12 protein-coding genes are annotated in these 13117 nt (G+C 72.9%); 2 read left to right on the top strand and 10 right to left on the bottom strand.

Translation table 11 applies throughout. The features are described 5' to 3' along the window. The 10 genes from eccCa to NS220_RS15145 form a co-directional block, all read right to left on the bottom strand. Positions 1-4003 (bottom strand): type VII secretion protein EccCa (eccCa, locus tag NS220_RS15190; protein WP_081323211.1); only part of this gene is annotated, 4003 nt, incomplete at its 3' end. Further along, positions 4000-4797, bottom strand: coding sequence for a hypothetical protein (locus NS220_RS15185; protein WP_058624861.1), 798 nt, complete (start codon positions 4795-4797; stop codon positions 4000-4002). The genes eccCa and NS220_RS15185, both read right to left, overlap by 4 nt. After that, positions 4794-6143: an EsaB/YukD family protein gene (locus NS220_RS15180; protein WP_058624860.1), complete on the bottom strand. Its 1350-nt coding sequence runs from the start codon at positions 6141-6143 to the stop codon at positions 4794-4796. Before NS220_RS15180 ends, NS220_RS15185 begins: the two co-directional genes overlap by 4 nt. Further along, on the bottom strand, positions 6140-6415 hold the full coding sequence (locus NS220_RS15175; RefSeq protein WP_058624859.1) for a hypothetical protein: 276 nt from the start codon (positions 6413-6415) through the stop codon (positions 6140-6142). The genes NS220_RS15180 and NS220_RS15175 overlap by 4 nt, the downstream gene beginning before the upstream one ends. Further along, the gene (locus tag NS220_RS15170) at positions 6415-7191 is read right to left on the bottom strand and encodes an FHA domain-containing protein (protein WP_058624858.1); all 777 of its coding nucleotides are present in this window, start codon (positions 7189-7191) and stop codon (positions 6415-6417) included. Before NS220_RS15170 ends, NS220_RS15175 begins: the two co-directional genes overlap by 1 nt. A gap of 133 nt (positions 7192-7324) precedes the next feature. Beyond that, on the bottom strand, positions 7325-7636 hold the full coding sequence (locus NS220_RS15165; RefSeq protein ID WP_013584945.1) for a pore-forming ESAT-6 family protein: 312 nt from the start codon (positions 7634-7636) through the stop codon (positions 7325-7327). Positions 7637-7653: 17 nt separating this feature from the next. Then, positions 7654-7986, bottom strand: a complete 333-nt coding sequence (locus NS220_RS15160) for a hypothetical protein (RefSeq protein WP_013584946.1) — start codon at positions 7984-7986, stop codon at positions 7654-7656. A gap of 121 nt (positions 7987-8107) precedes the next feature. After that, the gene (locus NS220_RS15155; RefSeq protein WP_058624857.1) at positions 8108-8683 is read right to left on the bottom strand and encodes an HhH-GPD-type base excision DNA repair protein; all 576 of its coding nucleotides are present in this window, start codon (positions 8681-8683) and stop codon (positions 8108-8110) included. A 28-nt stretch (positions 8684-8711) separates the two neighbouring features. Then, positions 8712-9008: a hypothetical protein gene (locus NS220_RS15150; RefSeq protein WP_153004324.1), complete on the bottom strand. Its 297-nt coding sequence runs from the start codon at positions 9006-9008 to the stop codon at positions 8712-8714. 52 nt (positions 9009-9060) lie between these two features. Beyond that, on the bottom strand, positions 9061-10389 hold the full coding sequence (locus NS220_RS15145; RefSeq protein WP_058624855.1) for a glutamyl-tRNA reductase: 1329 nt from the start codon (positions 10387-10389) through the stop codon (positions 9061-9063). Between the two features lie 100 nt (positions 10390-10489). Here NS220_RS15145 and hemE point away from each other — a divergent pair, with 100 nt between their 5' ends. Next, on the top strand, positions 10490-11530 hold the full coding sequence (hemE, locus tag NS220_RS15140) for a uroporphyrinogen decarboxylase (protein ID WP_081323209.1): 1041 nt from the start codon (positions 10490-10492) through the stop codon (positions 11528-11530). Beyond that, positions 11527-13047, top strand: a complete 1521-nt coding sequence (hemG, locus tag NS220_RS15135; protein WP_058624853.1) for a protoporphyrinogen oxidase — start codon at positions 11527-11529, stop codon at positions 13045-13047. The genes hemE and hemG overlap by 4 nt, the downstream gene beginning before the upstream one ends. The last annotated feature ends 70 nt before the right edge of the window (positions 13048-13117 follow it).

Below are 13117 nucleotides of genomic sequence, written 5' to 3'. Positions count from 1 at the left end.
GCGTCAGGCTGCTCTGCTCGACGCCGAACTCGCGTGGCAGGACTCCCTCCGCGCGCGTCTCGCCGATCGCACCCTGCCGTGTCCCCGCCACCCCCGCGGCATCCGGATCCGCCGCGACGAAGTTCGCGATCTGCACGAGCGTCGGTCGCTCACCGCGCCGCGCGAGGCGTCCACGGCCCGCGATCATCGGCTCGGCGTAGAGCTTGGGCAGGATCGCGCCCTCCGAGCGGTCGCCCGACATGATCAACGCGGTACCGCCGGTGTCGCGAATACCCTGCAGCGCCGAATCGAACATCGCGCGCGAGGCTCCGGCCACGGGCCGGCTCACCACGACGTTCAGCCGCAGGTCGCGCGAAGACGCGAGGTAGGGCAGGAGGGGGCGCAGAGGCTCGGTTCCGCCGGCGGCGAGGATGTCGAAGTCATCGGCGATCACGAGGATCCGGGGCCCCGCATCGCGGTCGGTCTGACGTTTCTCGAGCTCGACGGCGATCGACTCCGCCAGCAGGCGTGCCTGGCGTCCCGAGGTCGCGTGCCCGCCGAGATAGGCGTCGGGCACCTCGGACACCAGCTCGCCGCGGGCATCCATGAGGGCGATGACGAGCTCCTCGGGGGTGTGCCGGTCGATGGCCCCGCGCACGATGCCGCGGAGAGCGGTGGTCTTCCCGCAGTGGCTGTCGCCGAGCACGAGCAGGTGCGGGTCGCGCGTGACGATGTCGACCAGCACGGGCTCCATCGTGTCTTGGCGAAGCCCCAGGGGCACGGCATCCGGCTCATCGATCGCGTCGGGGAGCCCCTCCGGCGACAGCTCCTCGGGGAGCAGTCGGATGGGAGCAGCGCCCTGGCCGCCCCATCGGGCCGCGCTCTCGCGGGCGAGCTGTTCGAGCGCCTCGCCCGTGTCGCCGTCGTCGACCTCTTCGAGCAGCGGCAGCGCCACCTGGGCGAACAGCTTGTCATCGGTGAGCACGCGACCGGGCTGGTCCGCCTTGAGCGTCGTCGAGAGCTTGCGGGCGATCTGCGAGTCCGCGGGATCGTTGAGCTTGAGTTCGAGGCGCGTTCCGATCAGGCCCTGCAGGTTCATGCGCAGTTCGTTCCACCGCGAGAGGGCGACGACGACATGGATGCCGAAGCTGCCGCCCCGCTCCAGAAGCTGGGCGAGCGGCGCCTCGAGGTCGTCGAAGTCCTGACGGAGCGCCCCGAGACCGTCGACGAGCAGCACGACATCCGCGCTCGGAAGCTCGGGCAACCGCCCCTGTGCGTGCTGTCGACGCATGTCGGCGAGGGAGTCGAGTCCCTGATCGCGGAACACGCGCTCGCGCGTGGCGAGCATGCCGGTGAGCTCTTCGAGCAGCCGGGTCAGGCGTTCCCGGTGACCGCGCGTGGCGACGCCGCCCACGTGCGGGAACGGCTCGATGCGCGCGAGGCCTCCGCCGGTGAGGTCCATGCCGTAGATGCTGACCTGGCGCGGGGAGTGCGTGAACGACAGGGAGGCCGCGAGCGTGCGCAGGAACATCGAGCGCCCGGATTGGGGCGCCCCCGTGATCGACACGTGTCCACCGGAGCGGGTGAGATCGAGCATCCAGGGCGACTGCGTCTGCGTCGAGGGGTTGTCGAGCAGGCCCATCGGGGCCCGCAGGGTGCCGGCGCCGTCGGCCTGCGGCAGGACACCGCCCAGGGTGAGCACCGGGGGCAGAGGGGGAAGCCAGACGGGTCTCGTGCGGGTGACCCCGCGGGCGAGCCGCTGGGTCGCGGCCTGAACGAGCGTGCGCCCCGTCGTCGGGGTCTCGGGCTCGGCGCTGTCGAACTCCTCGGCCTCGAGCGCTTCGTCGGGCAGGTCGTACGCGGGCAGCGGGAGGACCGGCGGCGCATCGTCGTGGCGGGGGCCTGCCTCGACGGGGTCGGGGACCGGACCCGAGACGTATCCGGCGCGGAAACGCGTGTAGACCGACGTGTCGACCTTCAGAAACCCGAAGCCGGGGATGGCGGGCAGGTGGAACGCGTCCGGAGTGTCGAGCACGACCGCCGACTCCGCCTCCGAGAACGTGCGCAGGCCGATGCGGTACGACAGATACGTGTCGAGACCGCGCAGGCGACCGCCCTCGATGCGCTGGCTCGACAGCAGCAGGTGCACGCCGATCGAGCGGCCGATGCGCCCGATCGTCAGCAGCAGCTCGACGAAGTCGGGCTCGGCCGTGAGCAGCTCGCCGAACTCGTCGATGACGAGGAACAGGTGCGGCAGGGCCGGCAGATCGGGTCGTTCTCGACGCATCTGGCGGTAGTGACCGATGGATGCCGCGTTCCCGGCGTCCTTGAGCAGGCGCTGGCGACGCACGACCTCGCCCTGGATGCTCGACCGCGCGCGCTCGGTGAGCTGGGGGTCGTCGGCGAGGTTGTCGATGATGCCCGCGACGTGCGGCAGACGCGCGAACGGCGCGAACGCGGCCCCGCCCTTGTAGTCGACGAGGATCATGCTGAGGTCGTCGGGGGAGTGCGTCAGGGCGAGCCCGAGGATGAGGGTGCGCAGGAGCTCGCTCTTGCCCGAGCCGGTCGCACCGATGCAGATGCCGTGCGGTCCCATGCCGAGCTGCGCCGACTCCTTCAGGTCGAGCAGGACCGGGCCGCCCCGGTCGTCGACGCCGATCGGCACCCGCAGGAACTCGGCGGCACTGCGGACTTGCCACGCGGCCTTCACGTCGATGGCATCCACGTCGGCGACGCCCAGGAGCTGCGTGACATCGGGAGCGAGGGAGGTGCCGGCGTCCTCGGCGGATGTGCGCGTGAGGCGGAGCCCCGCGAGAGGTCGCGCGATGACCTCGAGAGCGTCGCTCGAGACGGCGTCGATCCGGATGCCGCTGGCCGGCGCCTCGCCCGATCCCGGCGTCTCGACGGTGGCGACACCCTCGGTGATGCTCACGCGGGCACCGACGGTGGGCGGCTCCTTCAGCCGGTCGTCGACCACGTGAACGACCGTGATCCCGAGGTCGGCGAGGCTGAGCGCTGCGTCGAGGCGCGGCATCCCGCTCGCCTCGCCGTCTCCCTCGTCGACGAAGACGATCAGACGGCCCGGTTTCGTGCGGCGTCCCGCGCGCCGGGAGGCGGCGGCGGTCGCGACGCGGTCCCGCAGCTCGGCGCTCAGCAGCGACAGGACATCGTCGAGGGTGGGGGCCAGGCGCCGGGCGGCGACGGCACCCGACGGGGGCGTGTCCGACGACAGGTGGGGAACGAGGTCGAGCCCGCGCCAGTCGTCGAGGTGGTGCGGGGCGACGGCGGCGGCGATGTGCACGTCGTCGGGCGAGTGGAACGCCGCGATCTGCGCCACGAGAGCGCGCGCCACGTTCAGCGTGTCGGCGCGGTCGCCGACGATCGAGACGTGCCCGCCGCGCTCGAGGTCGACGGTGGCCGGCATCCCCTGGGCGACGCCCGCGAGACGCACCATTCGCTCGGCCGACTCGCGCATGACCGGGTCGAAGGGCTGCACCGGGTTCTGCTCCGCGGGAAGCGCGACCTCGATCGCGCGCAGATCCCCCGTCCCGATGCGCACGCGCAGGAAGTCCGCGTCGCCGGGGCGTCGCTCCCACCGCCGAGCGGGATCGGCTCCGATCTCGACGAGCGTCCCCGGAGAAGGGTTCAGGGCGAGGGCGGCGTCGCGCTGCCGGTCGGCGCTCTCGCGCACTCTCTCGCGCGTCTCCTCGAGGTAGTCGAGGTACCGCTCGCGTTGCACGCGCCGCTGGCGGGCGGCGTTCCCCCGCTGGGTGAAGGCCATGCCCAGACCGCCGACGAGGGCGACGACGAGGATGACGGCTCCCACCACGACCATGATCGGGTTGTTGCGCAGCAGCACGATCATGGTGATCGACGACAGGCTGCCGACGATCGGCAGGAGCGACTGCAGCGGGAAGCCGGTCGGGCCCTCTCCGATGGGCGGCGGGGGAGCGAGGACGACGTCATCCGCGGGCGCGACGGGTTCGCTGATCCGCGCGGGGCGGTGGACGATCCGGACGTTCACGCGACGTTCTCCTCGGCTCGCACCAGGGTCGCGGCCAGACGGACGAGCGCGCGGTGGGTGAGCGAACGGCGGGCATCGCCCCCCGCCTTCAGGCCCGGATCGAACGGCACCGCGACCACCGGATGCACCGCGTCGAGGCCGAGGGCGCGCGCGACGGCGTCGCCGTCACGGGCGTGGTCGACGAGCGCGAGCGTCACGTCGGGGGACTCCGGGAGCGAGGCGATCGCCGCCACCACGGAGCGGGCATGCTCCGCCGGGGAGCGGCGGGCATCGCTGACGAGGCACACGACGTCGCAGAGGGCCGCGCACGCCGCGAGGTCGGCGAGGGGATGCCGCACCCCGAAGTCCGTGATCGCGACATCGAAGAAGCGGGTGATGGGCGCGGCCTCGGCGAGCCAGGTGCCGACCGCGTCGGTGCGGGTGTCGCGCGGACGGAGAGCGACGACGCCGTCGACGACCTCGAGGCCGGACAGCGCCTCGGCCGTGGTGCGCGCAGCGGCACGTGTCTCGTCGGGGGCCGCGGGCGCGGCGCCGAGACGTGCACCGAGGCCGTCGTCGCCGGCCGAGACGTCGACGGCGAGCACGGGATCCTTCCGACGCGCACCGATCGCGCGGGTCAGTTGGTGGGCGATCGTGCTGGTTCCCGCGTTCGGCGACAGCGACAGCACGCCGACGCGGCGGGTCGTCGACAGTCCGCCGCGGATCGCGGCATCCCACGAGGTCAGTTCGACGCGCCCGTTCGCCCCGCTGCCGAAGACCGCGGTGGCCAGGGCGCGGGCATCGAGCACCGTCATGAGCGACCGCCGAACATCGCCAACAGGTCGGCGTAGATCCCGAGGGCGCCGACCAGCAGGGGAAGGAGGGAGATGACGGCCAGGGTCTCGACCACGTTGCCCACTCCGCGCAGGCGGGCGCGGACGTGCGGGCGGGGGCGGACGAGCACGAGGGTGGCGATGACGACGGCGCCCACGACGGCCACGGCCGTGCCGATCCAGGCGCGCTCGCCCGAGAGCAGGATCGTCAGCGCCGCTGCGGCGATGACTCCCGCGGCGGCCCACAGAAGCCAGCCCTGCGCGCGGAGCGGGAACGCACGCGTGCGCAGCGCCGCGACGAGGAAGAGGGCGAGGGCGAGCAGTTCGGTCCAGATGGTGCCGGAGAGTGCGAGCACGACACCGGTCACTCCGATGACCGCGGCGGTGGTCGCGACGCTCCACGTCAGGGCCGCGTAGGCCTCGTCGATCGCGGCGAAGGTGCGGGCGCGGGTCGGGGGCGACCCGTCCGCGGCGCGCTGGTCGAGATCGGTGAGGCCGGCGGCCGAGAGCGCGATCCACGGCAGAGGCCCGGTCGCGAAGGCCGCGACGACCCCCGTGATCGCCGCGGCCGCCACGACGTCCACGCGCGCGAGGACGAGGGCCAGCAGGAGCGAGCCGAGCACGGCACCCACCGCGCCGCCCGCGGTGGCCCCGCGTCGGCGGTGCGCGACGCCCACGGCCAGGACGACGGCGGTCGAGCCGACGGCGATCACGGCCGCGATCCCGGCGACGAGCGCGGCCGTGGCGGGATACCGTGCGGCTCCGAACGCCGCCGCGGTCGCGCCGCCGATCGGCAGGGCCAGGCCCGCGGCGGCCGACGCCACGCAGACCGAGAGGCGGCGAAGGCCCCCGAGGCCGAGCGCCGTGGTCACCCCGAGGAGGAAGAGGGCCACGCCGAGAAGGCTGAACGCCCCGGTCGCCGGGTCACCCCACGGGGCCATCCCCCCGGCGAGGGCGAAAGCGGCGGCGATACCGACCGAACCCGCGACGGTTCGCGAGCGGTCGTTCCACCGGTCGGGGCGGGCGTCGTGCGCGTCGGCGGCGGCGTCGGTGACGTCGATCACCACGGGCGGCGGAGGCGCAGCATCCAGTCGCACGAGTCGCACGAGTGACCCGTCCACGAGGTCCAGCTGCTGCGGCGTGAGAGCGATGTCGATCTGCTCCCCGTCGGGGGCGACGACGGCGAGCGGACGCGCCACCGTGCCCGCGGTCTCGCCCAGCAGGTCGAGCAGTCGCGGAACAGCCGCCCCGAGGGGTTCGGCGCTGGGGACGACGACCTCGACGCGGCGCTGCGCGCCCGCCACGGTGACGCGGGTGTAGATGCTCACGGGGTCTGGGCTCCGGTCGAGGTCGGGACGGAAGTCGGGGTCTGCACGGTCGACGAGGCCTGCGCGCGCTCGCTCAGCAATTGCGACACGAACGACACCCCGACGCATGCCGCGCACGCCACCGCGGCGATGACGACGGTGCCCATCAGCCGTTTGGCGTGATCGTTGACGGTGCGACGTTCGCCGATGTGGCCGTAGAGGAGTGCCGACCCCAAGCGCATGCGCTGGATCTTCGCCTGCTCGATGAGCACGGCGTCGCGCTGGTCGGGCATCAGTGGCCTGCCTCTCGGATCGTCAGGACGCGGTCGCCGATCTCCAGCGTCACGCTGCCGGGCACGGGCGTGCGCTGGTGGGCCAGAAGGGGCGTCGGTGACCCCGCGCCGCGCACGAAGGTGCCGTTGGTGGAGCCGAGGTCGGTGACCCACACCTGTCGGCCGTCCCACTCGAAGCGGACGTGCGACTTCGACAGAGTGCGGGACATGTCGGCCCACCGGTACACCTGGGCGGGGGCGTCGGGCGGCGCGACCGGATCCCGCCCGAGCACGAGCGCCGAGTCGAGCGACAGCCGCTCTCCCGAGTCGAGGGACAGCGTGGGCACCATTCCTCGACGGGGGCGTGCGGATGCCGCGGCCCCCTCGTTCGTCGCGGGGAACGCGAACGCGGCGATCGCGGGGGCGAACGGGTCGCGACCGCGCCGGAGGTCGTAGGCGCCGAGCGCTCCGCTGACGAGCGCGAGGAGAGCGCGGCTCCCCGCGGCGGCTCCCGTCGACCGACGGACGACGCGGATGTCGACGGTCGTGGCTCCGAGCGTTCGCCCGGTGCGGCCGAGCTGCCAGGTCGCCACCCCGAGCAGGACCACGGCGATGACCACGAGGATCGCGCCGACGGCCGGGAGCCCGGCGACGGCGATCGCGACACCGGCGGCGAGGACGGCGAGGGGCATCACGACATCGAGCGCCACGGCGCCGACGACCTTGAGCGCGCTCGCTCGTTCGGTGAACACGAGCGGATCGACGTCGGCGAGTCGCAAAGCCTCGTTCGTGGTCATGCCGCCTCCCTGGACATCGACCAATACCTTATTCGGGTCCCTCACCCTGCCCCGCGGGCTTGAACGCGCGTGTGGAATGCCCTCCCGGCACGACGACGGCGCCGGACGCGAACGTCCGGCGCCGTCGTGCGACTCAGCCGATGGATTCGACGGCGGCGCGAGCCTTGCCCAGCGCCGTCTGCGCGGCTTCGTCGTTGCGCTCGAGCGAGGAGCGCAGGGTCTGGATGATTCCCCGGACCTCGGCGGCGGCGTTCTTCCAGCGCACTTCCTTGCCGTGGTAGTCCTCGGAGACCCCGTCGGCGGCGTAGTCGGCCATCGCGGCCTGTACGTCTTTGTCGCGCTGATCGATCAGCGCCTCGAGCTGTGCCGCGACGCGGTTGAAGTTGTCTTGGGCGTTCTGCGAGGCCGCGACCGAGTAGTCGCGACGATCTGCCTGGTTCACCATGCGTACGTCTCCTTCTCTCAGCGGGCGCCGAAGCGCGCGGCGTCGAACGACGATCCGGACTCGAGGCTCGTGGTCTCGTCGACCATCGCCGACTCACCCTCTTGGAACGAGCGATCCATGCCGGTGATGCCGGTGAGCACGCCGTCGAGCGACAGCTTGAGCTCGGCCGAGATCTCGTCGGTGCGGGACTTGAAACGGTCGAAGGCCGCGCGTCCGGCACCCTGGAACTGTCCTTCGAGAGGCTCAGCGGCCTCGAAGAGCTGACGGACGAGCAGAGAAAGCTCGTCGCTCGAGCCCGATGTTGCCTTGCTCAGCACACCCAGTGTGCTGGAGCCCATTGCGAACTTCACGAGAGACCACCCTTCGGTCGTGAAACGGGAATGACGAACGTGACGACATTAATCACGTCGGTGCGGGCAGGGAAGCCGTTGCACAGGACTCTCCCCAAACCCTCATCTTGTGCAGGAGGAGTCAGGACGCCTTCTCGCGGGCCGCCGCCTTGGCCGCGCGCTTGAACTCGCGCACCTTGGTCAGTGACTCGGGACTGGTGATGTCGGCGACCGAGCGGAACGATCCGTCCTCCCCGTATGGGGCGGCGGCGTCGCGCCACCCGGCGCCCGTGAATCCGCGTTGCTTGCCGAGGAGCGCGAGGAAGATCTTGGCCTTCTGCTCGCCGAAACCGGGAAGCGCCTTCAGTCGCTTGAGCACCGTCGCCCCGTCGGGGTCGTCCCGCGTCCAGATCGCGGCGGCATCCCCGCCCCAGTCCTGCTCGATCGCGGCGCAGAGGGCCTGCACGCGCGTGGCCATCGACCCCGGATAGCGGTGCACCGCGGGCGTCTGCGCGAAGGCGGCGGCGAAGGCCTCGGGGTCCTCGTGCGCGATGGTCGCGGCATCCATCGATCCGGTGCGTTCCTGGATCTTCAGCGGGCCGGCGAACGCGGTCTCCATGGCGACCTGCTGGTCGAGGAGCATCCCGATCAGCAGAGCGAGCGGATTGCTCGAGAGCAGGTCGTCGGCGGCCGGGTCATCCGTGATGCGAAGGCTCATGCGTCCATTCTCGCGCGGGCCGCCCCGATCACTCCGCCTGGTCTTCTTCGGGCTCGGCGATCCACTTCCGTGCGAAGGGCACGGCATCCAGGGCGTCCAGGTCGGCGGTGACCTCGGTGAGCTGCTTCTCGAAGTGCTCGACGTCTCCCGCCGGAAGGCGCTTCACCAGCGAGCCGTCGACCCGACGGATCACGACCTCGCTCACCGAGGGGGCATCGGTGCCGGCGTCGAACAATCCCATGACGACGGTCGCCGCCCAGCGCAGGCCGTTGCCGGAGCGCTTCTCACCGGCGACGCGGTACACCTCGGATGCGGGGGTGCTCATGGCATCCATCCTGCCCGACGGGGCGGACGCGTCGGTGATCGGCGCCCGCGCGTCAGCCCGCGTCGGCGACCGGGCGCTCGGCGGAGGTTGCGGAATCGGCGACCTCGATGCCGAACAGGGCCGACAGGGCGTCGACGTACTCGTCGGCGCGGCCGGTCTCGGCGAGTTCGTGCGCGCGGGTGGTCGGGGTGTGCAGCAGCACGCCGACCAGGTGGCGCAGGGCCTGCTCGGTCTGCCCGCCCTCGTCGCCGCGGGCGCGGACGCGAGCCACCTCGGCGTCGAGCACGCCGAAGACGTGCGCGCGCAGGGCGACGACCGCGGGGGTGATGTTCTTGCGTTCGCCCACCGTCACGAAGCGACGTGCGGCATCGCGGACGAGGTCGCGCGCGGCATCCGTCGCCTGGAGCTCCTCGAGCGGGGCGTGCAGGCGGATCGTCTCGAGGTCGAGCAGGTCGACGCCGGGCACGGTGGCGACGTCGGGGTCGACGTTGCGGGGGAGGCCGAGGTCGATCACGAGGCGCCGGCCGGAGTGGTCGACCGGGCAGCCTCCCGCAGCGGGGGCGGCGGCCTCGACGGCGGTGCGGCCCGCGGCGTAGGTGGCCGCGCTCACGACGTGGTTCTCGCTCGTCGTGCAGGTGATGACGAGGTCGGCGTGCACGACGGCCGTGGGGAAGGTCTCGGCCGACACCGCGCGCAGGCCGTGCTTCGCGGCGAACTTGGCGGCGCGGCCCGAGGGGGAGTGCACCGAGATGTCTTCGGCGCCCTGGTCGCGCAGGGCGGCGACGGTGGCGGCGGCGTACGCGCCCGTGCCGACCAGGAGAACGCGCTGGGTCGACCAGTCGGCGATGCGGCTGCTCGCGAGCTCGAGGCCGAGGCGCACGAGCGAGCGTCCGGCGCGGCCGATCGCGGTCGAGTTCTTCACGCCCCGCTGCGCTTCGGACGCGCGCTGGAACAGGCGCTCGAGCTCGGCCGAGGTGCTGCCCTGCTGGCGCGACTCGGTCAGCGCGCGGCGCACCTGACCGGCGATCTCGCCCTCGCCGATGACGACGGATTCGAGTCCGGATGCCACGGCGAACAGGTGCTCCGCGACCTCGCTGCCGCCGAGCACGGTGTAGGAGCCCTCGAGCTCGCGGGCGGGCACGCCCGTGGCGGCCTCGATCGCGGCGAGCGTCGCCTCGACGCCGAGGGCGACACCGGCGGTGACCGGCTCGTCCATGTCGATGTAGGCCTCGAAGCGGTTGCAGGTCGCGACGACGACGGCTCCCTGCACGCACTCGCCGTGCTCGGTGATCAGGGGGGCGACCGGGGTGCGGGGTACGCTGAGTCGCTCGAGGAGCTCGAAGGACGCGGTCTTGTGACTCGCGCTGACGCACAGCAGCACCCGCCCATTCTACGCCCGGGTCTCGACCCCTCGCCCAGGCGGCCGCTCGACATCGAGGCATCCCCTGTTCGGCCCTGTGCCGAATGGGAGAATGGATGCCATGGCCACCCCCGATGCCCCCCTTCTCCGTGCCCTTCGCGGCGACCGTCCCGAACGGCAGCCCGTCTGGTTCATGCGGCAGGCGGGGCGCTCGCTTCCCGAGTACCGCGAGCTGCGCGTGGGGACCCGCATGCTCGACGCGTGCCTCACCCCGCACCTCGCGGCCGAGATCACGCTGCAGCCCATCCGTCGGCACAACGTGGATGCCGCCATCTTCTTCAGCGACATCGTCGTGCCGCTGCGTCTCGCCGGCGTCGATGTCGTGATCGAACCGGGCCGCGGCCCGGTCTTCGCCGATCCGGTGCGCACCGCCGACGACGTCGCGCGCATCACGGCGATCGATCCCGACGACGTCGCCGCGGCGGCGGAGCCGGTGCGCGAGGCCGCCCGCCTCGTCACCTCTGAGCTCGACGACGGCGTACCCCTGATCGGGTTCGCCGGGGCGCCCTTCACCCTCGCGGCCTATCTCGTCGAGGGAGGCCCATCGAAGGAGCACCTGCGGGCGCGCGGCATGATGCACGCCGACCCCGCGTCGTGGCATCGTCTGGCGGGGTGGCTCTCGCGCGTCTCCCGCGCCTTCCTCGACGCGCAGATCGACGGCGGGGCCCAAGCGGTGCAGCTGTTCGACTCGTGGGCGGGATCCCTGTCGCCGGCGACGTTCCGCGAATTCATCGCCCCGCACTCGCGAGCGGCGCTCGAGGGCATCGAGGTGCCCCGCATCCACTTCGGCGTCGGGACCGGCGCGTTCCTCGACGACATGCGCCTGGGCGGGCTCGCCGACGCGGTCGGTGTCGACTGGCGGATGCCGCTGGACGAAGCCGCCGCCCTCGTCGGGCCCGACGTGACGCTCCAGGGCAACCTCGACCCGGCGCTGCTCGGAGCCCCCTGGCCCGTCCTCGAAGCCCACGTCGACGATGTGCTCGCGCGCGGACGCGCGGCCCGCGCCCACATCCTCAACCTCGGGCACGGCGTCCCGCCCGACACCGATCCCGAGGTGCTCACCCGGATCGTCGCCCACGCGCACGGCGAGGCGCGCGCATGAGCGAGCCGCTCGACCGCCTCGCCCGCCAGGCGTCCGAGAGGCACGTCGTCGTCGCGGGCGGCGGGATCGCAGGCCTCGTCGCCGCGTGGGAGTGCGCGAAGGTGGGGCTGCGCGTCACCGTGCTCGAGGCGTCCGACGCGTTCGGCGGGGTCGTCCGCTCGGCGGAGGTCGGGGGCCTCGTCCTCGACGTCGGCGCCGAGAGCTTCGCGACCCGCGGCGGCGTCGTGAGCGCTCTCCTGGACGAGCTCGGCCTCGCCGACGCCGTCGTCTCCCCGAACCCCGCCGGCGCCTGGGTCGCGGGAGTACCGGGCGTCGGGGCGGCTCCCCTCCCGAAGGGCGGGGTGCTCGGCATCCCGGACAATCCCTTCGCCCCCGACGTCCGCCGCATCATCGGCTGGAGCGGGACGTGGCGCGCGTACCTGGATCGCCTCCGCCCGCCGCTGACGATCGGTCACCAGCGCAGCCTCGGCACCCTCGTGCGGACCCGCATGGGCGCGCGCGTGCTCGACCGACTTGTCGCCCCGGTCACGAGCGGGGTGTACTCCGCGCGCCCGGACGACATCGACGTCGACCTCGCCGCGCCGGGGCTCAACGCCGCCCTCACCCGGACGGGCTCCCTCTCGGGCGCGGTCGCCGAGCTGCGCCTCAGTCGCCCGGCCGCGAAACCCGCCGACGCCCCGGCCTCGGATGTGCCGGCCTCCGACATCCCGGTTGCCGCGGACGCCGCGCGCCGGCCCGCCCCCGGCGGAGCGGTTCAGGGCATCGCGGGGGGGATGTCGCGCCTGGTCGACGCCCTGGTGGCTCAGCTCGTGGAGCTCGGCGTCGAGCTGCGCACGGGAGTCTCGGTCGAGGCGATCCTCGCCGCCGGCGCGGGCTGGACGGTCACGGTCTCGGGCGAGGCCGACCCGATCGCCGCGGATGCCGTGATCGTCGCGCTCCCGGAGGGTCCCGCGCGCGCCCTCCTGGCCCCGGTGGTGCCCGCTCTCGAGGGGGGCGACCCCGTCGCCCCGGTGGTCGAGGTGGTCACGCTCGTCGTCGACGCCCCCGTCCTCGACGCGGCTCCGCGCGGAACCGGAGTGCTCACCGTGCCCGGCAGCCACGTGGCCAAGGCCCTCACGCATTCGACGGCCAAGTGGGACTGGGTTCGGGATGCCACTCCCCCCGGCGTGCACGTCGTCCGGGTCTCGTTCGGTGCCCAGGGCGAAGAGCCCGCCACCGCCGAGCTCGACGACGACGCGGCAGCCCGCCTCGCCCTCTCGGAGGCGGAAGCGATGCTCGGCGTCGACTTGCCGGCATCCGCTCTCCGTGCCTCCCGCCGCGTGCGCTACGTGCAGTCGCAACCCGCGGCCACGATGGGCCGCGCCGCCGAGACCGCCGCAGCGCGTGGTGCGGTGCACGCGGTCTCGGGTCTCGGCGTGACGGGAGCCTGGGTCGCCGGCACCGGACTCGCCCAGGTGATCCCCGACGCGCGCGCCGAGGCGGACCGTGTCCGCAGCGCGGCCCTCTGGCACTCGTGATCCCCGAGCACTCGCGGAGATGACCGGGTCTGTCAAGGCCGGATGCCGGAATCGGAATACGTGACTATCG

Source organism: Microbacterium testaceum, from assembly GCF_001476655.1.
Classification (GTDB): domain Bacteria; phylum Actinomycetota; class Actinomycetes; order Actinomycetales; family Microbacteriaceae; genus Microbacterium; species Microbacterium testaceum_C.
Note: the sequence above shows the minus strand (reverse complement) of the source record. Positions and strands in the feature narration are given on the sequence as shown.

What these genes read in the sequence shown, in the direction of transcription:
- hemE (WP_081323209.1), top strand. Translation starts at nt 10,490, where the DNA reads ATGGCCACCCCCGATGCCCCCCTTCTCCGTGCCCTTCGCGGCGACCGT.
- NS220_RS15170 (WP_058624858.1), bottom strand. Translation starts at nt 7,191, where the DNA reads ATGACCACGAACGAGGCTTTGCGACTCGCCGACGTCGATCCGCTCGTG.
- hemG (WP_058624853.1), top strand. Translation starts at nt 11,527, where the DNA reads ATGAGCGAGCCGCTCGACCGCCTCGCCCGCCAGGCGTCCGAGAGGCAC.
- NS220_RS15185 (WP_058624861.1), bottom strand. Translation starts at nt 4,797, where the DNA reads ATGACGGTGCTCGATGCCCGCGCCCTGGCCACCGCGGTCTTCGGCAGC.
- NS220_RS15165 (WP_013584945.1), bottom strand. Translation starts at nt 7,636, where the DNA reads ATGGTGAACCAGGCAGATCGTCGCGACTACTCGGTCGCGGCCTCGCAG.
- NS220_RS15150 (WP_153004324.1), bottom strand. Translation starts at nt 9,008, where the DNA reads ATGAGCACCCCCGCATCCGAGGTGTACCGCGTCGCCGGTGAGAAGCGC.
- NS220_RS15155 (WP_058624857.1), bottom strand. Translation starts at nt 8,683, where the DNA reads ATGAGCCTTCGCATCACGGATGACCCGGCCGCCGACGACCTGCTCTCG.
- NS220_RS15175 (WP_058624859.1), bottom strand. Translation starts at nt 6,415, where the DNA reads ATGCCCGACCAGCGCGACGCCGTGCTCATCGAGCAGGCGAAGATCCAG.